At 70.5% G+C, this 25332-nt stretch carries 20 protein-coding genes; 6 read left to right on the forward strand and 14 right to left on the reverse strand.

The features are described from left to right. From XM48_RS05290 to XM48_RS05305, 4 genes are all read right to left on the reverse strand, one after another. Positions 1 to 504 (reverse strand): DEAD/DEAH box helicase (locus tag XM48_RS05290; RefSeq protein ID WP_046454762.1); only part of this gene is annotated, 504 nt, incomplete at its 3' end. A 270-nt stretch (positions 505 to 774) separates the two neighbouring features. Beyond that, the gene (locus tag XM48_RS05295; RefSeq protein WP_046454763.1) at positions 775 to 2160 is read right to left on the reverse strand and encodes a toxic anion resistance protein; all 1386 of its coding nucleotides are present in this window, start codon (positions 2158 to 2160) and stop codon (positions 775 to 777) included. A gap of 9 nt (positions 2161 to 2169) precedes the next feature. Next, positions 2170 to 3159 carry a hypothetical protein gene (locus XM48_RS05300; protein WP_046454764.1) on the reverse strand — a complete coding sequence of 330 codons (990 nt, stop codon included), beginning with the start codon at positions 3157 to 3159 and terminating at the stop codon, positions 2170 to 2172. A 9-nt stretch (positions 3160 to 3168) separates the two neighbouring features. Continuing rightward, the gene (locus XM48_RS05305) at positions 3169 to 4992 is read right to left on the reverse strand and encodes a substrate-binding and VWA domain-containing protein (RefSeq protein WP_052961315.1); all 1824 of its coding nucleotides are present in this window, start codon (positions 4990 to 4992) and stop codon (positions 3169 to 3171) included. Between the two features lie 185 nt (positions 4993 to 5177). Here XM48_RS05305 and XM48_RS05310 point away from each other — a divergent pair, with 185 nt between their 5' ends. From XM48_RS05310 to XM48_RS05325, 4 genes are all read left to right on the forward strand, one after another. Then, positions 5178 to 6467: an ATP-binding protein gene (locus tag XM48_RS05310; RefSeq protein ID WP_046454765.1), complete on the forward strand. Its 1290-nt coding sequence runs from the start codon at positions 5178 to 5180 to the stop codon at positions 6465 to 6467. A 90-nt stretch (positions 6468 to 6557) separates the two neighbouring features. After that, entirely contained in the window at positions 6558 to 10247 is a 3690-nt protein-coding gene (locus tag XM48_RS05315; protein ID WP_046454766.1) for a bifunctional RecB family nuclease/DEAD/DEAH box helicase, read from the forward strand. 76 nt (positions 10248 to 10323) lie between these two features. After that, a complete protein-coding gene (locus XM48_RS05320) occupies positions 10324 to 11526 on the forward strand; it encodes a hypothetical protein (RefSeq protein ID WP_046454767.1) in 1203 nt (400 codons plus the stop codon). Beyond that, the gene (locus tag XM48_RS05325) at positions 11526 to 12806 is read left to right on the forward strand and encodes an aminotransferase class I/II-fold pyridoxal phosphate-dependent enzyme (protein ID WP_084821012.1); all 1281 of its coding nucleotides are present in this window, start codon (positions 11526 to 11528) and stop codon (positions 12804 to 12806) included. Before XM48_RS05320 ends, XM48_RS05325 begins: the two co-directional genes overlap by 1 nt. A gap of 60 nt (positions 12807 to 12866) precedes the next feature. On the opposite strand, the gene XM48_RS05330 is transcribed toward XM48_RS05325, so the two are convergent. The 7 genes from XM48_RS05330 to ald form a co-directional block, all read right to left on the reverse strand. Continuing rightward, positions 12867 to 13250, reverse strand: coding sequence for a hypothetical protein (locus XM48_RS05330; protein WP_046454768.1), 384 nt, complete (start codon positions 13248 to 13250; stop codon positions 12867 to 12869). 84 nt (positions 13251 to 13334) lie between these two features. Beyond that, a complete protein-coding gene (locus tag XM48_RS05335; protein WP_156174935.1) occupies positions 13335 to 14450 on the reverse strand; it encodes a Zn-dependent alcohol dehydrogenase in 1116 nt (371 codons plus the stop codon). A 21-nt stretch (positions 14451 to 14471) separates the two neighbouring features. Next, positions 14472 to 15095 carry a hypothetical protein gene (locus tag XM48_RS05340; RefSeq protein WP_046454769.1) on the reverse strand — a complete coding sequence of 208 codons (624 nt, stop codon included), beginning with the start codon at positions 15093 to 15095 and terminating at the stop codon, positions 14472 to 14474. After that, positions 15092 to 16549 (reverse strand): APC family permease, encoded by a 1458-nt coding sequence (locus tag XM48_RS05345; RefSeq protein ID WP_046454798.1) that lies wholly within the window; start codon positions 16547 to 16549, stop codon positions 15092 to 15094. Before XM48_RS05345 ends, XM48_RS05340 begins: the two co-directional genes overlap by 4 nt. A gap of 205 nt (positions 16550 to 16754) precedes the next feature. Further along, on the reverse strand, positions 16755 to 18341 hold the full coding sequence (locus XM48_RS05350) for a PucR family transcriptional regulator (RefSeq protein WP_046454770.1): 1587 nt from the start codon (positions 18339 to 18341) through the stop codon (positions 16755 to 16757). A gap of 30 nt (positions 18342 to 18371) precedes the next feature. Beyond that, positions 18372 to 18866, reverse strand: a complete 495-nt coding sequence (locus XM48_RS05355) for a hypothetical protein (RefSeq protein ID WP_046454771.1) — start codon at positions 18864 to 18866, stop codon at positions 18372 to 18374. 106 nt (positions 18867 to 18972) lie between these two features. After that, entirely contained in the window at positions 18973 to 20094 is a 1122-nt protein-coding gene (gene ald, locus XM48_RS05360; RefSeq protein ID WP_046454772.1) for an alanine dehydrogenase, read from the reverse strand. Positions 20095 to 20308: 214 nt separating this feature from the next. On the opposite strand from ald, the gene XM48_RS05365 reads away from it, so the two are divergent. Both XM48_RS05365 and XM48_RS05370 read left to right on the forward strand, forming a co-directional pair. After that, complete coding sequence (locus tag XM48_RS05365; protein WP_046454773.1) at positions 20309 to 20797, forward strand: Lrp/AsnC family transcriptional regulator; 489 nt, start codon at positions 20309 to 20311, stop codon at positions 20795 to 20797. Positions 20798 to 20868: 71 nt separating this feature from the next. Continuing rightward, complete coding sequence (locus XM48_RS05370) at positions 20869 to 21444, forward strand: isochorismatase family protein (RefSeq protein WP_046454774.1); 576 nt, start codon at positions 20869 to 20871, stop codon at positions 21442 to 21444. A gap of 253 nt (positions 21445 to 21697) precedes the next feature. On the opposite strand, the gene rraA is transcribed toward XM48_RS05370, so the two are convergent. The 3 genes from rraA to XM48_RS05385 all read right to left on the reverse strand — a co-directional run bounded on the left by rraA (position 21698) and on the right by XM48_RS05385 (position 25328). Next, positions 21698 to 22174, reverse strand: a complete 477-nt coding sequence (gene rraA / locus XM48_RS05375; protein WP_046454775.1) for a ribonuclease E activity regulator RraA — start codon at positions 22172 to 22174, stop codon at positions 21698 to 21700. 99 nt (positions 22175 to 22273) lie between these two features. Then, positions 22274 to 24052 (reverse strand): sodium:proton antiporter, encoded by a 1779-nt coding sequence (locus XM48_RS05380; RefSeq protein ID WP_046454776.1) that lies wholly within the window; start codon positions 24050 to 24052, stop codon positions 22274 to 22276. Positions 24053 to 24137: 85 nt separating this feature from the next. Next, on the reverse strand, positions 24138 to 25328 hold the full coding sequence (locus tag XM48_RS05385; RefSeq protein ID WP_046454777.1) for a winged helix DNA-binding domain-containing protein: 1191 nt from the start codon (positions 25326 to 25328) through the stop codon (positions 24138 to 24140). Between the last annotated feature and the right edge of the window lie 4 nt (positions 25329 to 25332).

Raw genomic sequence — 25332 nt, forward strand, 5'->3', positions numbered from 1 at the left:
CATGTGGTCGGCCTCGTCGAGCACCGTGATCTCGACGCCGCCGAGATCGACGAGGCCCTGCTTCATGAGGTCGTCGAGGCGGCCGGGCGCGGCGACGACGATGTCGACGCCGGCCTCCAGAGCGGCCTCCTGGCGTCGCTGGGGGATCCCGCCGAAGATCGTGGTGACCTTGACGCCGACGGGGTCGGCGAGCATCTTGACGGTCTCGGCGATCTGCGTGACGAGCTCGCGGGTGGGGGCGAGCACGATGGCGCGCGGGCGGCTCGGCTTGCGCTTCTTCGCGGCGTCATCGGCGAGGTTCGCGACGAGCGGGATGCCGAACGCGATGGTCTTGCCCGAACCCGTGCGGCCGCGGCCGAGCACGTCGCGGCCCGCGAGCGTGTCGGGGAGTGTGTCGCGCTGGATGGGGAAGGGGGTGGTCTTGCCGTTCTTGTCGAGCGCGTGCGCGATGGGGGCGGGCACGCCGAGGTCGATGAACGAGGGAGTGGTCTGGTCGGTGGTCACGTGAGCGAGTGCTGCTTTCGTGTCGGTCCGGCGCGCGTCCGCAGGATCCGTGATCGGATCGAGTCGCTGGGCGTGGCCGATTCGGCGAGTGCGCGGGTTCGCGCATCCGTTCGCCGCGGAAGAGTCGGTCGGCCCTGGCGCATTCGCGATGCGCGAGCTCTGAAATTCAGCGACGTGGGGCCCGCCGATGCTGGGATCGGCGCGACCTCTTCGCCCAGTCTACCCGACGTGCCCGGGAGCGGCCCGAGGGGCGCTCCCGGGCACGTCGGCTCAGCTCGTGAGCTTGCCCAGGAGGTCGGCACCCGGGTCCGTCGTGGATCCGGCGCCGGAACCGCGCGTGACCGATCCCGCCGCATCGCCCCGGGACCCGTTCGCCACCGCGCGCTGCGAAGCGACGACGGCGTCCTCGATGACCGACTCGCCGCGCTCGAGCGCCTGGATGTTGCGCGCGCGCAGGGCGCGTCCCGCGCGATCCGCTTCGACGATCGCGGCGCACTGCGCCTTCACCGAGTCGATCACGGCCCAGATGGTCTCCTCGGTGATGACGGGCATCTGCGAGGCGTTCGCGACCGCTTCGACCGACTTCGCGGTCTCGGCGAACGCGCCCTGGATGAGCTTGTTGGTGCCCTCCTGGATCGAGGCGCCCATCTCGGCGCCCTCGCGGGCGAACGCCGCCTGCTGCCAGAGGGCGAGCGACTGACGTGCGGAGGGGAGACCCATGGTGCGGAACGTCGCGAGGCGGCGGCGCAGCGCGAAGGTCGTGACGACCAGGTTGCGGGTCGCGGGGGCGTGGGCGAAGCCGAGGAAGAACTGCGAGCGCCAGTCGGCCCAGGTCTTCTCGGTCTCCGAGAGCACGAGCGAGAGGTTGCTCTGGATCTCGCGCAGCTCGCTCACCGAGATGGCCTTGCCCTGGTAGGTCGTCGACTCGGTGCCGGCGGTCTCGGCCATCCGGAGCGCGGTATCGGCCTCGTCGAACTCGGTGCGGAGCACCTCGATGACCTGCTCGAGCGCGGCGAGCACCGCGACCACGTCGTCCATGTGCTCGAGGGTCTGCGCGTGGAGCAGCTGACCGCGGGCGATGTTGTCGGCGAGCGCGTTCTCCATCTCCTGCAGCTTGACCTCGGCGAGGTCGATCTTGTCGGAGATCGGCTTCGACTCGCGGATCATGGTGCTGAGGGTGTACTTGCCCTTCTTGAACCAGCCGACGATCGCGTTCGCCGCGTCCTCGAGCTTCTGCGAGCGCCACTTCTTCTCGAAGCCGTCCATGGTGCGGAGCATGTCGTTGACGATGGCATCGGCCTCGGGCACGCGGATGTTGCGCTGGGCGTCGAGCAGCTGCACGGAGGCGCTGTTCAACTTCTGCATCACCGGGCCGCCGAAGGTGACGATCTGGTTCACGTCGGCGACGAACTTCTGCGCGAGCGCCGGTGCGCCGCGCTGCAGGTCGGCGAGCTGCTGCTCGGTGAGCAGGCTGCGGAACTTGAACACCGCGTCGGCGGGCGTCTTCGCCGCGGACTCGATGTCGCTCGCGGGCGCTTCGGCGACGGCGGCCTCGAGGGCGGAGCCGGGGACCTCGGCGGCGCGGGTGTCCGCGGGCTCGAGCAGCTGCGCGAAGTCGACGGAGATGGTGGGTTCGGTGCCGGTGGAATCGGTCATGTCGGGTCCTTAGCTCTGCGGGTTGCTCGGATCGCGATCGCTGTACACGTCGGACAGCTTCGCATCGTTGACGGCCTTGATGAGGGAGTCGAGGGCGACCTTGAATTCGAGGTCCCGCGACTCGTTGACCTGCCGGATGTTCTCGACGGCCTGCAGGTCGACGGAATCGACGGCGCGCTGCACCTCGGCCAGTCGACCCTGCGGGTTGCTCCAGTACTGGGGGTTGCGCTGCACATCGCCGTAGTAGTCGTCGGCGAGGGCCTTCACGAGCTTGGAGAGGGTGTCTCGGTACTGGACGAGCAGCAGCCGGAGCTGCTGGTCCGTTCCTCGGCTGCGCACCCGGACGAACAGCTCGGATAGGTGCTCGGACAGCCCGTTCAGACGGGGACCGAGCTCGGGATATGCCCCCGCCAGGCGGCGGATCTCGTCGATCGCATCGCGGACGAACTCGCCGTTCTCGCCGTGCAGGGCGGCTTCGAGCTGCTTCTCGAGCTTGCGCGAGGCTCCGACCGCGCGCTTCGCGTTGCGGGAGCGGCGGATCAGCAGCGTCGTGACCGCCGCGCCGACCGCCACCAGGACCAGGACGCCGGCGCCCACGATCCAGGGGGCTCCGCCATCGCCCTGGCCGCCGGAGGGCGCGGGTCCCGCGGAGACGAGCGTGCTCGCGATGTTGGCGACGGCCTCGCCGCCGTCGGGCAGATTCTGCGAGTTCAGCTCGGTCGCGATCTTGTTCGCGTCCCCGTTCGAGGCGACCCCGAAGCGGTCCTTCGCGCGGTCCTCGATGACGACGACCGTCTGGGCGCCGGTCGCGGCCTTGAACTCGTTCGCGACGGTCCCGGAGGAGACGCTCTGGGCCTGATCCGGGGCGGGGATCACCAGGACCCGCGCGCCGCTCGGCAGCACCGAGGCCAGCGAATCCGGGTCCGATATCGAGGCGCCGTCGACCAGGCAGACGGTCCGGTCGCCGCAGACCTGGATGATCTGTTCGATTGTGCTCACCGTGACCGCCTAGAAGTTGTTCATCACCGACTGGAAGGTCTCGGTGATCTTCGTCGGGTCGCTCGCGTCGAACACCTGCCCGCCGGAGGCCTTCGCGAGCCGTTCGAGCGAGGATTTGTCGGCCGCGTTCGAGTAGGCGATGGCGAAGATCCGCACCGGCTTGCGGTTGCCGCCCTCCTTCTGGTCCGCGTTGATGCGCTGGATCAGGGAGTTCAGCGTGGTGCTCGAATCGGTGTCCTCGCCGTCGGAGAGCACGACGATCGCGTTGATCCGGCCCTCCTCCGCGTGCTGCTTCATGTAGTCGTAGGCCGACGACAGGGCGTCGTACAGCGGAGTGCCCGCGCGCTGGCTCTGCGCGAGGTCGTCGATCTCCTTCTTCAGGCCCTCCTTGTCGCCGCCGAGCGGGCCGAACGGGCGCACGACGGCGACGCCGGGCACGTTCTTCCCGTCGATCTTGGACTCGAGGCCGGTGGTGAACGCCCAGACGCCGATCTCGTCGGTGGGGCGCACCTGGCCGAGCGTCGTGGTCGAGCCGGCGAGCGCGCCGTCGAGGCGGGTCTTGCCCCCGCCGATGCTCTCGTCCATCGAGCCCGAGATGTCGATCAGCTGCAGGATCGCCGACGGCTTGCGGATCGCGGTCCACTGGTCGAGCGCGGCCGAGACGACCTCGGGTGCGGGCTGGGGGAGCGTGATCGCCGGGCGCTTCGGATCGATGCCGACCTTGTCGTTCAGGTACTGGCTGACGTCGACCGAATCGTCGAGCGGGCGGAAGCCGTACTTCGGCAGCAGCTTCTGCGCCTCGGGCGTGCGCAGGAACTTCACGAACGCCTGCGAGGCGCTCTTCTGCTCGGGCGTCACCCAGGCGGCGTTCAGCACGACCGCCGGGTTGTCGCTCCACATCGATCCCTCGGCGGGGTACACCGCGACGAGCTTCTCGGACGGCGGCGTGAGGGTCTCGCCGGGCTGGACGGTGTGCGAGTCGGGGTTGCCGATGTTGTAGTTGTAGAGCGAGGTCTCCTCCAGCGCGATCGCGCTGACGTAGGAAGAACCCTTGCCCGAGGTCTTGTCGGCGAGGTTCTGCAGCACCTTGCCCGTGGTGTCGCCGTAGTGGATCGCGCCCGACTCGAAGGCCTTGTTGAACGCTTCGGCCTTCTGCACATCGGCCGTGGTCAGATCCTTCGCCTTGCCGGCGGCCGCGTAGCTCTGCATCAGGAGCATCGAGAGGCCGGTGGTCGAGGTGTTGGGGTTGGTCTTCGCGATCTTGAAGGAGCCCCAGATCGACTTGCCGAGGGCGCCCCAGCCCTCGGGGTTCTCGATGAGCCCCTTGATCTGGGCGATGCTGACGGGCTTGGCCGGGTAGTCGAGCGCGCGCGCCATCGACTCGGGGACCCCGAACACGACGGGGGTCTTCGCGAAGCTCTCGGCGCCGGCCACGACCTGCTCGCCCGAGATGGAGGCGACGCGGTCGGTCCAGACGGTCGAAGCGGGGGACCAGACGCTCGGCGCGGTGTCGGCGCCGAGCTTCCACTCCTTCGTCGAGTCCGAGAGGTACTGCGCGGCCTTGCCGGAGGCGACGTTGACGGGGCGCACGGTGGCGCACGTCTTGAGCCCCTGGTGCTCGGACGACTTCTTGAACTGCTCGCCGAGGGCCTCCATGAGGTTGACCTTCTCGGACGAGGTCGCGACCACGACGGAGGTGCAGCCGTCGTCGGAGGCGCCGCCCGCGGTGTTCGATCCGGTCCCGGACGCACTGCAGCCCGCGAGGGCGAGCGTCAGCGCGGCGCCGAGCGCCAGGGCCGTCGTGAACCGGCGTCTGTGGAGAGTGTCGAGCATCGTCGTTGGCACCTTCGGGCTTCGCGTCCTGGGGTCGGGCGTGACCTGAACTGCTTCCAGTCTTGCACGTCGGGGCGCCGGTCCGCGCGATGCGTTCCACCGTTCGCGCTGAGCGTTCCGCCCTGCGATCGCGCGGATGCGCGACACGTCGCGTCACAGGAGGGGTCGGTCTGAGAAGATGAAGCATGACACGCATCCGCATTCGCGAATTCCACGACGACGACCTCGACGGGGTCGTGCGCCTCTGGTGGGAGGTGCGCTCGACGGTCGACCAGCCGGTGTACTCGCTCGCGGAGGTCACGGCGTCCTGCCGCGAGGACCACGCGGTGGTCGCGGTGCGGGGCGACCGGATCGTGGCGGCCGCCGTGGGGCGGGCCGCCCACGCTCAGGGGTGGGTCGTCTTCTTCGGGATCTCCGAGGACGCCCGATCCGAGAACGTGTCGGGAGCGCTGCTCGACGCGCTCGAGCGCAAGATGGCGCCGCTCGGCCTGTCCACGCTCTCGGTGCTCATGCCCGAGGGCGGACGACTGGGGCTGCTCACCTCGAACGGCTTCCAGCTGCGCTACGGGCTGCGCTACCTCGAGCGGCAGATGCCGGTGCAGCGCCGCGAGCTCGACCTGCTGAAGGACGTCGGCGGACGGGTGCTGCCGCGCCATCTCTGGGAGAACGTGGCGGGCATGCGGCACGAGAAGCAGCTGCTCGAGGAGCGCCTCGTGGCGCCCCTCGCCGAACCCGACCTCGCCGATCGGTACGGGGTCGTCCCGCCGCACGCGGTGATGCTGTTCGGACCTCCGGGAACGGGCAAGACCACCTTCGCGAAGGCGGTCGCCTCCCGCCTCGACTGGCCCTTCGTCGAGGTCTTCCCGTCGCGTCTCGGCGATGCGGGCAGCGGGATGGCGGCGTCGCTGCGCAACGTCTTCGAGCGGATCGAGCAGTTGGAGCACGCGGTCGTGTTCATCGACGAGGTCGAGGAGATCGCGTCGCAGCGCCGAGGCGATCCGCCGTCGCCGACGCAGGGCGTCACGAACGAGCTGCTCAAGATCGTCGCCGATTTCCGGGATCGCGAGGGCCAGCTGCTCATCTGCGCGACCAACTTCGTGCGGGCGCTCGACGCCGCGTTCCTGCGCCACGGCCGATTCGACTACGTGCTGCCGATCGGGCTTCCCGACGCGGAGGCGCGCGAGGCGATCTGGCGCCGGTACGTGCCCGGCGAGATCTCGGAATCGATCGACTTCGGCGTCCTCGTCGCGGAGAGCGACGGCCTGACCCCCGCGGACATCGAGTACGCGGCCCGCCGCGCGTCGCAGGAGGCGCTGGCCCGGGTGCTGCGCGCCGAGGGCGCGGTGCTCGAAACCGACCGCACCCAGCTCGACACCGCCGACTACCGTGCGGCGCTCGAGGTCACCCGCGCGACCGTCTCCGAGGAGGAGCAGTCGGCGTTCTCAAAGGACATCGAGACCCTGGCCCGGCTCTGAGCGGGCGTCGACACCGACCAATGTCGGCGGGCACCGATAGCGTCGGATGGACCTCGGCGATCGCCGGGAGGCGACGCGGAGGGAGAACGCATGTTCGTGCAGCGCGGTGCTGACGGGGGAACCCGCCTGGTCACGAGCGCGACCGACCTGACCGCGGCCAGCGCCTGCGAGTTCGCGTTCCTGCGGCGGGTCGACGCGAAGCTGGGACGCGCGGTCGAGGTTCCGCCGGACGACGATCCGATGCTCGCGCGGGCGGCCCGTCTCGGCGACCAGCACGAGGAACGAACCCTCGAGGCCTACTGCGGTGAACTCGGAACGGGGGCGGCAGGGGTGGTCGAGATCCCCCGACCCGAGAGCATGGGCGAGGCCCAGCTGCTCGACGTCGCCGAGCAGACGACCGCGGCGCTCGCGGCGCGCGCGCCCCTGGTGTTCCAGGCGACCTTCTTCGACCCGGCCCAGCGCGCCGCCGATCCCGACGCCGGTGAGCCCGCCATCGGTTTCGTCGGCTTCGCCGACTTCCTGCGCCTCACCGTCGCGGACGGCTACGAGGTGCAGGACACGAAGCTCGCGCGGCGCGCGAAGGCGACCGCGCTCATGCAGCTGGCGGCCTATGCCGAGCAGCTCGAGCGAACCGGGATCCCCGTCGCTCCCGAGGCGACGCTGATCCTCGGCGACGGCGCGCATTCGAGGCATCGCCTCGCCGACATCGCTCCCGTGTTCCGGGCGCGGCGCGCTCGCATGCATCGGATCCTGCTCGACCGCTACGCGGCGGTCGGCGACGATGGCGCGCGCGAGTCGGCGGCTCCCGTCGCCTGGGGCGCCGAGGGCGTCGCGGCATGCGGCCGATGCGAGGTGTGCCTGCCCGAGGTCGAGCGCACCCGCGACCCCCTGCTCATCGCCGGGATCACCGCGGCCCAGCGCAACCGCCTGGTCGCGGCCGGCTTCGACCGGATCGACGCGGTCGCCGAGCTCGACGGCACCGTGGAACCGCCCGCCGAAGGATTCCGGGCGGTCGGCGGAGTCGCCGAGTCCGAGCGGGTGCCCGGCATCGGCCTGCACGTGCTCGAACGGCTCGCGGCGCAGGCCCGCGTGCAGCTCGACGCCCGGGCGGGCGAGCTCCCGCCGTTCCGAGTCATCGATGCCGCCGCGCTCGCGGCGATCCCGCGACCGAACTCCGGCGACCTGTTCTTCGACTTCGAGGGCGACCCGATGTACCGCGAACCCGGGGACGCGAGCGATGCCCGCTGGGGGATCGACTACCTCTTCGGCTCGGTCGACGAGCAGGAGCGGTTCCTGCCGCTCTGGGCCCACGATCTCGACGCCGAGAAGCGCACCCTGCTGCGGTTCCTCGAACTGGTGCGCCAGCGCCGGATCGACTTCCCGGGCATGCGGATCTACCACTACGCGGCGTACGAGCGCACCCACCTGCTGAGCATCGCGGCTCGCCACGGGGTGGGCGAAGCCGAGGTCGACGACCTGCTGCGCGAGCACGTGCTGATAGATCTCTACCCGATCGTGCGCAAGGCGCTGCGCATCGGCACCCGCTCCTACTCGATCAAGAAGCTGGAACCGCTCTACATGGGCGATGAGCTGCGCGACGCCGACGGCGTGACGAGCGGCGCGCAGTCCGTCACCGAGTTCGCCGAGGCGAGTGAGCAGCTCCGCTCGACCGACCCCGCGGAGCGCGCGGAGGGCGAGCGCCGGCTCGCCGCGATCGCGGACTACAACCGCTACGACTGCGTATCCACCCTGCGGCTGCGCGACTGGCTCCGTGGGATCGCGCAGGAGCACGGCGTCGATCCGTTCCCCGAGGCGCTCCCGGCGGACGAGGATGAGCCCGAGCTCCGGCTGAGCCCGGTCGCCGAGGCGCTCGGGCGGCACGCCGAGCAGATCTCCGATCCCGCGATCGCCAAGACCGCGGCGCTCGCCTCGAGCGCGATCGACTACCACCAGCGCGAACAGAAATCGTTCTGGTGGGCGCACTACGCACGACTTGTCGACCCCCTCGAGGACTGGGCGGACACCCGCGATGTGCTCGTCGTCGACGACCTGCTCAGCCGGGTCTCCGACGACTGGCACGTGCCGGACGAACCGCGGGCGCGCGCACTGCGGCGGCGGGTCCGGTTGCGCGGTGCGCTCGCGCCGGGCAGCTCGCTCCGGCCGGGCGGTCAGGCCTATCTGCTCTACGAGGCACCCGCGCCGTTCGCGACCCGCGGCGTCGAACCCGGTGCCCGCAGCGCCTCCCGGGTCACGGTGGTCGAACGCGACGGCGATGAGGTGCTCGTGGAGGAGCTGCTGCCGCGCGACGCGACGCCCTTCGACGTGCTTCCCGTCGCGCTCGTGCCCGGTCCGCCGCCGCACGCCGGTCAGCAGAAGGGCGCGATCGAAGCCTGGGGACGCGCGTTCGCGTCCGCGCTCGACCGCGGGGAGCTCCCGCGGGATCCGGTCGTCGACCTGATCCGGCGAACGGCGCCCGTGCTCGGTGCCGGTGCTCCGATCGTCGATCCGGCGAGCGAGCTCGCGCTCGTCGCCGGCGGCGACGATGAGGCCCGCACGATCGGAGCCGTCACGGCGACCCTGCGGGAGCTCGACCGCTCCTACCTCGCGGTCCAGGGTCCACCGGGCACCGGAAAGACCTACCTCGCCGCACGCGTCATCCGTCGACTGGTCGAGGAGGACGGCTGGCGGATCGGCGTCGTCGCGCAGTCCCACCGGGTGGTCGAGCACGTCCTCGAGGGCGTCGTCGCCGCGGGACTGGCCTCGGAACAGGTCGGCAAGGTCCCGCAGAGCGGTCGGGCCGACGACGCCGCGGAGCCGGCGTTCCGGGCGCTCGGACGCAACACCCATCGGCTGTTCCTCCGCGAGCACGAGGCGGCCGGCCTGGGCTGCGTGCTCGGCGGCACGGCCTGGGACTTCAGCAACCCGACCCGCGTCGCGCGCCACGAACTCGACCTGCTCGTGATCGACGAGGCCGGGCAGTTCTCGCTCGCCCCGACCATCGCGGCATCGGTCGGCGCCAAACGATTGCTCCTGCTCGGCGACCCGCAGCAGCTGCCGCAGGTGTCCCAGGGCACGCACCCCGAACCGGTCGATACCTCCGCCCTCGGCTGGCTGCTCGGCGATCACGAGACCATGCCAGAAGACCTGGGGTACTTCCTCGCCGAGACCCGGCGCATGCGCCCGGAGCTCACCGAGGTGGTCTCCGAGCTCGCGTACGGAGGTCGGCTGCGCGCGCATCCGAGCACGGCCGCGGTGCGCGCGAGCGGGATCGGCGGGCCCGGCCTGGTCCGGCACGAGGTCGAGCACTCCGCGAACACCACGCACTCGGTCGAGGAAGCCGAGGTGGTCGCCTGCATCGTGCGCGACGCGCTCGAACACGGGCGCTGCGACACCGGAACGGGGGAGCGCGCGCTCACTCCCGACGACATCATCGTGGTCGCGGCATACAACGCTCAGGTGGAATGCGTCGCGGAGCGTCTCGCTGACATCGGGTGCGCCGAGGTGCGCGTCGGCACCGTCGACCGCTTCCAGGGGCAGGAGGCCCTGCTCGCCGTCGTGACCCTCGCCGCGTCGAGCCCTGACGACGTCCCCCGAGGGCTCGAGTTCCTGCTGCTGCGAAACCGCCTCAACGTCGCCATCAGCCGCGCGAAATGGGCCACCCACCTGGTGAGCTCCAGCCGGCTCGGCGAGGGACTGCCGATGAGCGCCGAAGGCGTCGCAGCGCTGAGCGGGTACCTGCGGCTCGAGGAGCGCGGCTCGACCCCCGACGGTCGGCCATGACCCGGGAGGCCGGAGGCCGTTCCGGGGCGTCGGCGGGCATCGCCGTCGCCGGTCGGTGCGTGCCAGGATGGGACGCATGAACGGGAACGCGCGAGACACGGGCACGGCGCAGCGCCGTGCCCGGCTTCGCGCACGCATCCCGCGCGCGATCGATACGACCCTCGAACTGCTCTACCCGGGCGACGCGAGCGGCGGTGCCGACTCGCACCAGGCGCGGGTCGAGGCCCGAGCCCTGGGAGCGGCGACCCTGGCCGCAGCCGCAGCGATCCTCGTCGGGCTCGTCGTGTTCGGCCCGGGCACCCACCCGCTCTGGGGGAGCATCTCGACGGGGTCGATCGGCACGCTGCTCGCCGGACTGGTGGCGATCGCGAGCTCGGTCGCCGAGCAGCTGCGCGCACCGATGCGTGCCCCCGCCTCCTGGTCTCCCCGGGCGGCCCGGGCGCAGCGCTTCGTCGGGATCGCCGCCGTCGCGCTCGTGCACGGCGGCATCGCCGTGATCGGCATCGGCATGGTGTTCGCGGTGCTGTCGCAGGGCTTCTTCGGGGTGCAGCTCGATCAGCTCACCTCGACCGTCGCGTCCGTCATCGTCGCCGCGGGTACGGCGTACCTCGTCACCGTCTCTGCGGCCAAGATCACGACCGCCGAGCTCTCGATGCTGCTGTCGATGTTCCTGACCGGAGGCATCGTGGTGGCGATGCTCACCACCTCCGACGCCAAGTGGTGGCACTTCCACTTCAGCGAGCTCGGAGCGGGCACCGACGTCAGCGGGCTCGTGTTCAATCTCACGCTCTTCCTCGGCGGGCTCCTGCTCGCCGCGTTCGCGTTCACGCTGCTCATCGACCTCGAGGCCTGGGCCGCGGCGGCCCCGCCCAGTCGCACCCGCAACGTGCGCGCGGTCGCGTGGGGATTCCAGATCATCGGGATCTGCCTCGCGGGCGTCGGGATCGTGCCGGTGAACCTCAACCTCATCGTCCACAACACCTTCGCCACCGGAATGGCGGTCGTCTTCGGTGCGATCCTCATCGGTCTGCGCTGGTTGCTCGATGGGTTCACCCGGGTGTTCCTGCTGTTCTCGGACGTGGTGCTCGCGGCGATCGTCTTCGCGGCGCTGCTGTTCTGGCCGCTCGGCTACTACAACCTCGCGGCGTTCGAACTCGTCGTGGCGGGCGTCATCTTCGCCTGGCTCATCATCTTCGTCCGGCACGTGGGCGCAGCCGTGCCGAGCGGTGCGTCCGCGCACCGGAATCCGACCGCGTCGTCACCCGAGAGGAGCCGCTGATGGCCGCCCGAGGACCCTTCAAGACCCCGCCTCCCAGCCTGCCGCCCCACCCCGCAGGAGCGCAGGGCGAGGCCGCTGAGCCGCCGTCGAGCGCAGCCGATGCTCCGCACGGTCTCGGCGCTTCCCGACGCTCGGTGATCCCCGCCTTCGAGGTCATGCAGATCACCGGCGAGGTCGAGCGGCGGCGTGCTGAGGGCCGCGACATCGTCTCGCTGTGCGCGGGCGAGCCCAGCGCCCGCCCCGCACCCGGCATGCTGAAGCCCGCGGGCTACACGAGCCCGCTCGGCACCGCGCCGCTGCGTGAGGCGATCGCCGAGCACTATGCGAACTGGTACGGCGTGTCGATCGACCCCGCGCGGGTCGCGGTCACCACCGGATCCTCCGGCGCGTTCCAGCTGGTGTTCCTCGCCGCGTTCGATCCCGGCGATCGGGTCGCGCTCGCGAGCCCCGGCTACCCGGCGTACCGGAACATCCTGCGTTCGCTCGGGGTCGACGTGATCGAGATCCCGACCGGGTCCGAAACCCGGTATCAGCCGACCCCCGCGCTGCTCGACGCCGCGGTCGAGGCCCATGGGCCGCTCGCGGGCCTCATCGTGGCTTCGCCGGCCAACCCGACCGGATCCATGCTCAGCCGGGCGGAGCTCTCGGCGCTCGTCGAGTGGTGCGCGGAACAGCGGGTGCGTCTCATCAGCGACGAGATCTACCACGGCATCACCTACGCCGAGGCGGGCAGCCCCGATGCCCGTGGCGTCAGCGCGGTCGAGCTCGACCCCGAGGCGATCGCCATCAACTCCTTCTCGAAGTACTGGGGCATGACCGGGTGGCGGCTCGGCTGGGCCGTGCTGCCCGAGTCGCTCATCGCCCCGATGGAGGCGCTCGCCTCGAACTTCGCGCTCTCGCCGCCGGCGCCGGCGCAGGAGCTCGCGCTCGGCGCGTTCTCCGAGGAACGCTACGCCGAGCGCGACGCCGTCGTCGCGGGGTTCGCCCGCGCCCGCGCACTGATCCTCGACGCCGAATCGGCGCTGCGGTGGGGCGAATCGGCCCCGTCGGACGGTGCGTTCTACTTCTACGCCGACCTCGGACCGCAGCTCGAACGGTTCGGCGACTCGCTCGGCTACGCTCGGGCGCTGCTCGACGGCGCGGACGTCGCGGTCGTGCCCGGCGTCGACTTCGACCCCGTGCACGGGAGGCGCACGGTGCGGCTGTCCTACGCGGCGGGCGAGGCCGCGGTCGAGGAGGCGCTCAGCCGGATCCTGCGGTTCCAGGGAACCCCGGACTGACTCCTGCCGGGACCGCGTCGCGCGCGTCGCCCGATTCGTGCGTCGAGGTGGAGCTCCAAGCTACTGGTGGTCGAGGCGGGAGACGAACGCGCCGTCGCGCATCAGCGTCTCCTGCAGGCGGGCGACCGTCTCGTCGAACGCGTTCGAGGTCTTCACCGCACCGATGGCGCCGCCCTTGAGCGCGCCGCCCGTCATGTTGCGCGAGATCCGCGCGACGAGCAGGCCCTGCTCGGTCACCATGAACTCGATGAGGAACGTGATCTGGAACTTGCCGCCGGCGAGTCCGCCGAACAGCACGGTGAGCGCCTGGCTGCCGCGTCGCGCGTGGAACCCGCGCGTCGGCGTGAGCGACACCTCGAAGCCCTGGGCGATGAGCGCGGCGTGCACCAGCTGCTTCGCGTGCTCGTGGTCACCGGACAGGAACAGGTCGGTCGCGCTGGCCATGGTCGGACTCCTTCGTCTCGGATGCAGAACCCCCTGCGGAGCACACTATCGGCTCGCGCAGGGGGTTCTTGACCACTCGTCCGCTTAGTACTCGATGACGGTGCGGATGCCCTGCCCGGCGCGCATGCGCGCGAACGCGTCGTTGACGCCGTCGAGCGGGATGCGGTCGGTCACCATCGAGTCGAGGTCGACCTTGCCCTCCATGTAGAGATCGATGATCTTGGGGAAGTCGATCGACTGCCGGCTCGACCCGTAGTTCGAACCGATCAGGCGCTTCTCCTGATCGCTCATCACGAAGGGATCGATCGAGATCTTCACGCCGTCGGCGACCTGTCCGACGACGACGGCGGTGCCTCCGCGGCGGATCGCCTCGTAGCAGGCTTCGATGGTGAAGGGGAGGCCGATGGCTTCGAACGCGTAGTCCACTCCTCGTCCGCCGGTCAGTTCGCGCACCGTCTCGACCAGGTCGACCTCGCGGCTGTTGACGGTGTGCGTCGCGCCGAAGCGGCGGCCGAGCTCCAGCTTCTCGGCGCTGACGTCGGCCACGATGATCTGCTTGGCGCCGGCGAGCCTGGCGCCCTGGACGACGTTCAGGCCGACTCCACCGCAGCCGACGACCAGCACCGTCGATCCGGGCTCGACCTGCGCCGTGTTGGTGACGGCGCCGATCCCGGTGGTGACCGCGCAACCCACCAGCGCAGCCTGGGCGAGCGGCGCATCCTTGCGGATCCGGATCGCTGCAGACGCCGGGACCATCGCGTGGTCGCCGAACGAACCGACCGCGAGGAAGCTCTTGACGCTCTCCTCACCGTCGCTCAACCGCGGCTTCCCATCGAAGAACACGTGCTGGTAGGCGGTCTCGTTGGCGAGCTGGCAGAGCACCGGACGACCGGACACGCAGAACTCGCACTTCTGGCAGGACGGGGTCCACGAAAGGATCACGTGATCGCCGATCTCGAGGTCGGTCACCTCGGACCCGACGGCGAGGACCTCACCGGCGCCCTCGTGCCCGAGCACGATCGGCACCGGGGTATCCCACTCGCCGTCGAGCGCGTGCAGGTCGCTGTGGCAGACGCCCGAGGCGGCGAGCCGCACGAGCACCTCGTTCGCGCCGGGTGCTGCAGGCAGACTGAGTTCCCGCATCTCGAGGGGCTCGTTCGGGGCGACGAAGACGGCGGCCCTCACATCGATCGTTGACATACCTGATTCCTTCCTGGCTGCTCAGGCAGCGGATGATGGGGACTGGGACGCGGCGGGCGCTTGCGCCCGGATCGCGCGGATGAGGTCGAGGATGCGAGCGGGCTCGCCGGGCGGGAAAGCGGTCGCCTTGAAGACCGGCGGGATCAGCACCCAGACGAAGGCCCCGCCCATCGGGCTGAGGGTCAGGGTGCGGCTGCCCGAGCCCGAGATCCGCGCGTGCACCAGGTCGATTCGGGCGAGGTGCGGTGACGCCGCGTCGTTGAGCCGATCGAGGTCCCGCGACGGCTGGGCGGTCGCGCCGCGGTCCGGGATGAACGCCCCTCCGCGCGGCGTCCCGCGATGGCTGAGCTTCACCCCGCTCGGCGCGAGCGCCGATTCGGGGAGCCGCGTGGAGACCGTGAAGGCGTAGACCCGCGAGAAGATGAAATTGCCGGGGTCGTAGCTCAGCACGAGATCGATCCCGTCGTCGGTGCGGACCTCAACGGTGGTGCGGTCCGCGCGCAGTACAGTTCCGAACTGCTCGGCGGTGAACCGCAGGCCTCGGCGCGCGCGGTCGACGATGGGCCCCTCGCCCGCCAGCGGATGCTTGCGCTCGCGGCGCCCCTGGACGGGTACGACCGAGATGCGTCCTCCGAAGCCGCTCATCGCAGGTCCGCCCCTTCGGGTTCGGCATCGGCGGGATCTCCCGTCGAGTCCGCCGCGTCGTCGTACTCGTGGTCCATGCTCTCCGAGCGGACGATGATGTTCGACTGGGTGTGGGTGAGGTCGGTCGGCGTGAACAGCGGGAGGCGGTTCGCCTTGAGCCAGACGATGCCGAACAGGGCGATCGCGGCGATCAGGATTCCAGCGACGCTCCAGATCACGATGCGCTGATCGAAGTCGGGCACGATGAACACGATCAGATAGATGCAGGATGCGATGCCGAGCACCTGGGGCAGGGGGTAGAAGGGGGTCTTGAACGGACGCTTGGCGTTCGGATACTTGCGGCGCAGCACGATCACGTCGACCTGGGCGATGATGTAGCTCAGCAGCCAGGTGGTGCAGGCGATGCTGACGAGCGTGAGGATCAGGTCGATGCCGCCGGAGGAGAACATCGAGTAGGCCAGCACGGAGGCCATGCACGCGGCGGTCACGATCATGCCGGCCCAGGGCACACGGGTCCGGCGGGAGACCTTGCCGAACCACTTCGGCAGCAGCCCCTCGTTGGCCAGGCCGTACAGCATGCGGGGGATCGCCGCGAGGTAGGAGTTGCCCGTCGAGAACGACGCGGCGATGGTCCCGAGGGTCATGATGAGGCCGCCGGCGCCGCCGAAGATCGCGGTCGCGCCGACCACCTGCGGGATCGAGGACGAGGCCATCTCGGCGAGGTCCGCGTAGCGGGTGGCGCCCCACCCGAACAGCAGATCGACGATGAAGATGGTGATGACCCCCGCCACCATGGCGAGCGGGATGTTCTTCCAGGGGTTCTTGATCTCCTCGGCGAGGGGAGCGACGAACTCCATGCCGATGTAGAGCCAGATCGCGACCGCGCCCATCGACGCGAGGGTGCCCCAGTCGGTGGCGAGGAACGGGTTGTCGACCGGCGTCCCCGTGCCGAGGCCGAAGATCCCGCAGAAGCCCATGATCGCCAGGATGCTCATCTTGGTGACCACGATGGGGATCTGGACGCGGGCGTAGAAGTTGACCCCGGCGATGTTCAGAGCGAAGAGGATCGCGAGCAGCAGGAACGAGAACGCCGGTGCGGGCACGCCGGTGAGCGATTGGAACGCGTTGCCGGCGACCATGAGCTGCGTGCCGCCGTCGGCCGAGACGAGGACCATGTAGCCGCCGAGCACGGCGATGATCGCCATGAGCCGGCCGAGCGCGGGCATCGTGTATTCGCCGACCATGCCGCCGCCGGGCAGCATCGAGGCGAGCTCGCCGTAGGAGATCGCGACCATCAGGATGATCACGAGGCCGATGAATGCGGGGATCGCGAACGCGAGGCCACCGGTTCCGAAGCCGTTGCCGAGCGATACCATCGCGGTGCCCGAGACGACGAGTCCGGTCGAGGCGGCGTAGGCCGCGGTGAAGCCGAGGCTTCGCTTGAGTTTGGTCATGCCCATTGCTCCTTTGCAATTCGCCGGCGGCGAAGCGGGCGACTGCCCCGTGCGCGGCGAACTCAAGCTTGCAGCAGAGCGGCACTGGCCCGCACTCGACAGTGCGTCGGAATCGACCGCGCAGTGCGACAGAGTGCGGAAGCTCCGGGACGCATTCCTCTGACGAAATGTCCCGACAGGGATCCCTGATGTACGAACTGTCGAATCAGTGCAGGTACCGCAGCGCGAGCGTGAGCTCGGCGCGGACCTCGAAGTCGTCGAGGTCGGACCCGGTGAGCGCAGCGATCTGCTCGAGCCGGTTGAGCAGCGTGTGCCGATGGACGCCGAGCTCGCGTGCGGCGGGGAGCTGCCGACCGTGCGCCTCGAGCCATACCCGCAGCGTGCGCAGAAGTTCCGAGCCCTGCGCGCGGTCGTGCTCGATCAGCGGACCGAACATCCGGCCGGCGATGAGGGCTGCGTCGGAGGTGTCGATGAGGTCCGCGATACCCTCGCGCCAGATGTCGGGGAACGCGGTGACCTGCGGGGTGCCGCGGCGGAGCCCGAACTCCGCCGCCTTCTTCGCCTCCTCGAGCGACAGCGGCAGCGCGTCCCAGTGCTCGGCCTGCGAGCGGCCGAGCACCAGGCCGAACGGCTGGAGCAGCGCGAGCAGGCGGTCCGCGTCGGCCGCCGGCGCGAGAATCGCGACGTCGCTCCGGTACTGCGCGAAGAAGAGGGGGATCTCGCCCGAGAGATGCAGCGATTCGAGCGCGGGCATCAGTCGCACCGTGTCGAAGTGCTGCGGGATCCCGATGAGGGCGACGAGGGGCGGTTGGGGCAGTGGACCCCAGACGCTCTCGACGATGTGACGGGTGACGTCGACGTTGCCCGAGAGGAGGAGCTGCAGCAGTGCTTCGCGGAGCGTCCGGTGCAGGCCGGCGAGCGCCTGGTTCTGCTCCAGCGAGACGCTCACGAGGGCGAGCACGCTCGTCAGGACGTTGCGCGACAGATCGTCGAAGCCGCGACTCAGCGTGAGCACCAGCATGCCGCTGGGGTCGTCGGTCTCGCCGAGCATCTGCAGCACGGCCTCGACCTCGGGCGTCACCTGGACCGAGCGGAAACGCTGGCGGCTCTCCAGCCCCTCCAGCACGAAGGGGGCGAGATCCGAGCTCTCGGCGCGGGGCCCCTCGGGCGCCTCCACCACGGTGACCGCGCGGCCGAGCGGATCGTAGAGGGCGACACCGCAGCCGAGCTGGCGCGCGGTCTCCCGCAGCGTCGCGGTGAGGCCGTCGCGGCGGGTCGCAGCCGTCGCGATGGCCTTCTGCGCGCGCAGGGATCGCGTGTAGCGCTCGGTCTGATCGCGCTGCAGCACGCGCGCGGCTTCCTGCAGCAGGTCCATGAACGAGATCTCGTAGGGCACCTCGAACAGGATCAGTCCGTGCCGTCGGCAGGCCGTCGCGAGCTGGTGCGGGATCCCGCGGTGCACGACGTCGCTGCCGAAGCCGATGCCGATGAGGCCGTGCGCGGCGACGAGCGCCGCGTAGTCGTGGTAGATCCGGTCGAGCCGCTCCGGAGCGACGCGCACCTCCGGGATCGAGGAATCCGCGGCCTCGACCACGGGGAACTGCCACCCGAGCGTGAGGATCACCTCCGCCGGGCCGAGGAAGGGCGTCGGGTCGATCAGATCGGTCGCGTGCAACCACTCGAACTCGCGATCGAGCGAACGGTCGAGCGCGTCCTGGCTGTCGCCGCCTCCCACCACGACCTTGAGGTGGAGGGACGGGTTCTGCAGGAGCTTGCGCAGGGTGAGGGACACGCAGTCATGCTACGCGCCCCGGACGGCGGGTCAGCCCGCTTGCACGACCGGAGTGCCGGCGGCCAGACCCGTGCGCATCTGGAACGATTCCGAGGCGCGGGCGAGTTCGCCGGGGCCGGACCCCGGGTCGAGCGCGAGCAGTGCGGCGACGGAGGCCTCCGTGCCGCCGAGCGCGAACTCGAGGCGGGTGATGGAGGCGGACAGCGGATCGCCGAGCTCAGCGACGACGCGTGCCGTGGCCGAGCGCACGGTCGCTGCCAGGGCCTCGATGTCGCTCGCGGCACCGCGCAGGCGGACCTCGGAGCGCCCGTAGCTCACACCGTCGCCGGAGAGCGCCTCGCCGACCACGGGAGCGTCGGTGTCGGATCCGCCCGTGCGCGACACGCGCAGGATCAGTTCCGAGCTGGTCGCCGAGGGAGCCGTGCTGAACGGCAGCGCGCGGCTTCCGGGCGGCATCGCCGCCCCGTCGGCGTCGTGGTCGTGCGCGGCCGGCTGCCGGTCGGCGAAGCTGAACTTCAGATCCATGGGGTTCCTTCGGAGTGGGCCGCGCGGGGCGGAGTGTGGCGGACCGAGAATAGCAGCGGGGCCCGCTCCTCTCGGAACGGGCCCCGTCTGCGCAGTGCGTGAACGCTTAGGCGTTCGCGAGCACGTCCTCGACGCTCGAGAAGGCGAGCTCCGGGAACGCGTCCGAGACGCCCTTGAAGGTCAGGACGCCGTCGTGGGCGTTGAGGCCCTTGGCGAGCGACTCGTCGGCCTTGAGCGCGGCGACCCAGCCCTTGTCGGCGAGCGCGACGACGTAGGGGAGGGTGGCGTTGGTGAGCGCAGCGGTCGAGGTCTCGGGGACCGCGCCCGGCATGTTCGCCACGCAGTAGTAGATCGAGTTGTGCACCGGGAAGGTGGGATCGTCGTGCGTGGTCGGGTGCGAGTTCTCGAAGCAGCCGCCCTGGTCGATCGCGATGTCGACGAGCACGGAGCCCTGCTTCATCTGCGCGACCATCTCGTCGGTGACGAGCTTCGGCGCCTTCTCGCCCGGGATCAGCACGGAGCCGATGACGAGATCGGCTTCCTTGAGCGCCTCGGTGATGTTGTGCGCGTTCGAGGTGCGGGTCTGGATGCGACCGTTGAACTCGTCCTCGAGCTGCTTGAGGCGGGGGAGGGCGATGTCGATGACGGTGACGTCGGCGCCGAGGCCGAAGGCCATGCGTGCGGCCTGCTCGCCCGCAGCGCCGCCGCCGATGACGACGACCTTGCCGCGACGGGTCGCGGTGACGCCGCCGAGCAGCATGCCGCGGCCGCCGTTGGCCTTCATCAGCGAGTGCGCGCCGACCTGGACCGAGAGACGACCGGCGACCTCGGACATCGGAGCGAGCAGCGGCAGCGCACGGCCGGCCTGCACGGTCTCGTAGGCGATGGCGGTGGTGCCCGACTCGAGGACCTTCTCGGTGAGGGTCTTGTCCGCTGCAAGGTGCAGGTAGGTGAAGAGCACCTGACCCTTGCGCATCTTGTCGTACTCGGCGGCGATGGGCTCCTTGACCTTGAGGATCATGTCGGAGTCGGCCCAGACCTGCTCGGCGGTCTCGACGATCGTGGCACCGGCCGCGACGTACTCGGCGTCGGTGATGGCGGAGCCGAGACCGGCACCCGCCTGGACCAGCACCTCGTGGCCGCGACGCTTCAGCTCGAAGACGCCGGCCTGGGTGATGGCGACACGGTTCTCGTTGTTCTTGATCTCGGTGGGAATACCGACGCGCATGTTGTGCTCCTGTGATGACAGCGTTGGGACAGCGAGTGATCCGCGCCGCACCGGGCCTCGGAGCCGGTCGGACACGCTGCCGACCGTCGCCGCTCGTCGCTGCGCGGGTCACCACTCGCATGGAAGCATATTCGAATCTCGCGGCTTTCGGTGGAAATTTTCGCGAAAATCGTCAATGATTGCAGTACCAGCAACTGTTTCGAGTGGAGTCTGCATGGATCGGGCGAAGAATCTGCGTTCTGAAGTGGCTCTCGACGAGGTCGACCGACGGATCGTCGAAGAGCTGCAGCTGAACGGACGCATCACCAACGCCGAATTGGCGGACCGGGTGGGCATCGCCGCGTCGACCTGCGTGGCGCGCGTGCGCAGCCTCGGGTCCCGCGGGATCATCACCGGCTTCTCGGCGCGCGTGGACCCCGCGGCCATGGGCATGCACCTGCAGGTGATGGTCAGCGTGACCATCCGGTCGGGCGCCCGCCAGCGCATCCAGGAGTTCAGCGACGAGCTGCAGTCGCTGCCCGAGGTGATGCAGCTGTTCTTCCTCGGCGGCGTCGAGGACTTCATCATCCACCTCGCCGCGCGCGACGCCGATCACGTGCGCGAATTCGTCATGGACCACCTGTCGGTGCACCCGGCCGTTTCGAGCACGCGCACCAGCATCGTGTTCGCGCACCACGCGAACCCGGTGCGGTTCGAGGAGTAACCCGCTACGCTCGCGGTGAGTCCGGCGCGCGAACGCGCGGATCCGGGCGATACCGAGCGAGGGGATGCCGCATGGCTCGCGGACTGCTGATCGTCGACGTCCAGAAGGACTTCACCGAGGGCGGCGCACTGGGGGTCGCGGGCGGTGCCGCGGTGGCTTCCGGCGTCACCGAGCTGCTGCGGAGCGAGCCCGACTACGTGCTCGTGATCGCATCGCGCGACTGGCACGACGCCGACGGGTCGAACGGCGGGCACTTCGCGGCGGACGGCGAGCAGCCCGACTTCACCGATACCTGGCCGCGGCACTGCGTCGCTGGCACCGAGGGTGCGGAATACCACGACGCGCTCGACCTGGGCCGGATCGACGTGCACGTGCGCAAGGGCATGGGGGAGCCGGCCTACTCGGCGTTCGAGGGCGTGACCACGCGCGGGGAGCGCCTGATCGACGTGCTCTCGGAAGCGGGGATCGACGCGCTCGACGTGGTCGGCATCGCGACCGACTACTGCGTGCGGGCTTCGGCGCTCGACGCGCGGGCCGCGGGTCTCGCGGTCGCCGTGCGGACCGAGCTCATCGCGGGCGTCGCGCCCGAGACCTCCGCAGCGGCGCTCAAGGAGCTCGCCGCGGCGGGCGTGGGGATCGCCCCCTAGAGATCACCGGATCACCGGATCACCGGACCGTGCGGCGCGGGCTTGCGGTAGGCATCGAAACCGTTGACGCCGGCACGAGTGGACGTCCAGCCGACGATTGGACGCCTGATTTCGCGCCCAGAGGACGTCCGATCGTCGACGAGACGTCCACTCGTCGGTAGGACATCCGAACGTCGGCAGGATGTCCACTCGTCGGCAAGACGTCCAGCGGTCGAGAATGCGTCCGAAGGCCCGCCGGCCTGACGCCCGCCCGTCAGACCTCGCCGTCGGTGAGGATCCCGTCCTCGTCGCTCCACACGGTCGCGCCCGGTCGGAAGGTCGCACCGCCGAACGACACCACGACGTCGGCCTCGCCCGCGCCGGTCTTGCTCGACTTGCGGGGGTTGCTGCCGAGCGCCTTCAGGCCGATGGGCAGCTCGCCGATGGCGACGCGATCGCGGATCACCCCGTTGACGATGATCCCGGCCCAGCCGTGCTCGACGCCGAGCGCGGCGATGAGGTCGCCCACCAGCGCGGATTCCAGCGAACCTCCGCCGTCGACCACGAGCACGGCGCCATCGCCGGGCGTCGAGAGGATCGCCTTGAGCAGCGCGTTGTCGCGGTGGCAGCGCACGGTGCGGATGGGACCGCTGAATCGCGGGTGACCGCCGATGTTCTGGAACTGGAGCGAGACGGACTGCACGGCGTCGCCGAGCTCGTCGACCAGGTCTGCGGTGCTGAATGCGGCCATGGGTGCGCTCCTTCGTCGCGTGCGGATCCGCGGTCGCGGTTCCGGGCGCGGTGCGCTGCTGCGGTGCGCCGGGACTCAGCGTAGCGGGCGGGCCCGGGATCAGTGGTGCTGCGGCGGGGTGAGCCGGGACTCGTGGGCGTCGAGCGCGAGCTCGGCCGTGTGCAGCGCCTGCGAGCTGTACTGCCCGATCGCGCGCTCCTCGAGCAGCGCGTCGCGCTGGGCCTCGAGCACGAGGCGGGCGAGCCGCAGGTAGTCGTAGGCTTCCCGCTCCATCTCGCTCGGCTTGGCGTCGGGCTCGCCGGAACGCTGCTCGGCGGCGACGGCGAAGGCGAGCGGTGCGAGCGCGTTCTGCGCGCTCGCGCGCACGCGCTTGGCGACGGCCTCGGACGGGACGCGGTGCGACGGGTCGGCCTCGGCGAGCGCGCGCTCGCGTTCGATGATCCCGTCGAGCGCGGTCGTCGCCTCCTCCACGAGGTCCTGGCCGAGCGAGACGAGTTCGTCGGAGCGCTCGTCGGCCGTGGGGCCTGCGGGGCGCAGCCGGCGGATCACCCAGGGCAGGCTCAGCCCGTGCAGGAGCAGCGTGATCGTGGCGACGAGGAACGCGATGAGCACGAGCTGAGGACGGTAGGGCACGGTGGTGGGGATCGACTGGGCGGCGGCGAGCGTGACCACGCCCCGCATACCGCTCCAGCCGAGGATGAAGGCGCCGCGCCAGCCGAAGCTCTGCGTCTGCGCGTGCTCCAGGTCCGCTGCCGTGCGCCGGGCCATGCGCTCGACCCGCTGCAGCTTCGCCGCGTAGCGCTCGCTCTTCTCCTCGGGCACCTCGATGTTGCGGGCCCGCGAGACGAGCCTGCGCATCCCGGTGGCCCGGGCCTCGTAGCGCGGCAGCGCGCGGGCGAGGGACTTCACGAGCGGGATCATGAAGATCATGCGGCAGAGGATGAGGATCGCGACGACGCCGATCGAGATCAGTCCGATGTGCACGATCGTGACCTCGCTGTCGCCGACCTTGTCGACAAGGGTGTGCAGCTGCAGACCCATCACCAGGAACACGCCGTTCTCGAGGATGAACTGCACGGTGCGCCAGTTGAGCCGCTCGTTGATGCGGGAGGTGGCGCTGAACTTCTTCGCCGCGTGGTGCCCCGAGTAGAGGCCCGTGATCACGACGGCGAGCACGCCCGAGGCGCCGACGGCCTCGGTGGGCACGAACGAGATGAACGGAACGGTGAACGAGACGATGGTGTCGTAGACCGGGTTGACGAGCTTGGAGCGCAACCAGACGGTGAGCACGCCGATGAGCAGACCGATCACCACGGCGACCGCGACGGCGAAGGCGAACTGGCCGACGGCCTCCCAGAAGACGAAGCTGCCGGCGACCGCCGCGATGGCGGTGCGGAGCAGCACGAGCGAGGTGGCGTCGTTGACGAGGCTCTCGCCCTCGAGGATCGTGACGAGGCGCGGGGGCATACCGAGGCGTTTGCCGATCGAGGTCGCCGCGACGGCGTCGGTGGGTGCGACCACCGCGCCGAGGGCGATCGCCGCGGCGAGCGGGATCTGGGGCACGACGAGGTGCAGCAGCGCGCCGATGGCCACGGACGACACGATCACGAGCACCACGGAGAGCCCCGCGATGGGGCCGACGTTGCGCCGCAGATCGAGGATCGGCACGTTGACGGCGGCCGAGTAGAGCAGCGGCGGCAGCACACCGAGCAGGATGATCTCGGGATCGAGGTTCACCGGCGGGACGCCGGGCACGTAACCGATACCGATGCCGAGCACGACGAGGAGCAGGGGCGCGGCGACGCCGATGCGGCCGGACAGCATGGAGACTCCGACGACGATGACCAGGCCGAGCACGGCGAGCAGCGCGAGTTCCATGCACTCAGCGTACCGACGGGTGCGCTGAGGGAACCCGGACAGCGCTGCCGATCGTCAGGCCGTGGTTCACCGAGCGACCGCCCGGTCAGCGGACCGTGACGACCGAGCCGATCTCTGCGGTGACGCCCTGGAACGCGCCCCAGGCCGCGGCGTGCGGCCGGAGCGCGCGTGCACCGAGCCTGCCACCGCCGGGGAAGAGCTCCGCGTCGATGCGGGTCGCCTTCGCTCGTGCCGTCTTGAGCCAGATGCCGCGCACGCGACCCCGCTCGACCACCGTCGCTCGGAACATGCCGTTGCGGCCGGGGACGATGCGCTCGAAGTGCTCGGGGGCGAGCACGGACGCGCGCTCGGTGTAGCCGAGCAGGTGCTCGTCGAAGCCGGGCAGCAGCAGCACCTCGGGCACGCCCGCCGCGGCTGCGGCCTCGCCCGTGAGAATCGAGCTCGGACCGTCGAGCAGCGCGGGCTCCGCCCAGTGGCGGACGCCGTCGACCTCGACGGGCGCGAGCCGCTGCTCGGCCGCCGCCGCGGCGATGCCCCGGCGGGCGACGGTGACGGGGAGGCCGGTCCACCAGGCGAAGTCGCGATCCTGCACCGGGCCTCGACCGCGGGCGAACCGCGCCGCCAGCTCGGCCAGCGCCTCATCGCCGTCGAGCGCGCGCGGCGCGCGGATCCATTCTTCGGCGAGCACGAGTCGCGGCTCGCCGCCGTCGGCGCTCGGGCCCTGCACGAGCAGGCCGTTCTGGCAGAGCCACCAGACCACGTGGTAGCGCCAGGCGCTCTGCACCTCGATGCCCGCCCCGGCCCAGGCCTCGGCGAGTTCGTCGCGCGAGAGCGACTTGCCGCCCGTGAGCGCGGTGACGGCGACGTCGGTCATGCGCGCGAGCGAGGTGTCGTCGAGGCCGAGGACCGTTCGACGTTTGGCCGCACCGGGCAGCACGCGATGATTGGTCGCCTGCTGCATCCAGCCGATGTCTTCGGCGGGCACGACGTGGATGGTGCCGCGCATGGGCCAGGAACGCACGACGAGGCCGCGGGCGAAGGCCTCGCGCACGTCGGCGTCGGAGGTGCCCGGCGCTCGGAGCCCGAGCGCCCAGCGCGAGGCGTGCCAGTCCTGTCCCTGGAGCGCGAGCAGGCCCTGCGCGACCGCGTGGACGCGTTCGGCGCCGTCGGACTGCCCGGCGGCAGCGGCGCCGGGCAGTGACGCCCAGAGGCCGAGCGCGCGCATGCGCCAGCCGATGAGGTCGGCGGTGCCTGCGGAGAGCGCGGGGTCGGTCATGGCA

Source organism: Leucobacter sp. Ag1 (assembly GCF_000980875.1).
Classification (GTDB): Bacteria; Actinomycetota; Actinomycetes; order Actinomycetales; family Microbacteriaceae; genus Leucobacter; species Leucobacter iarius.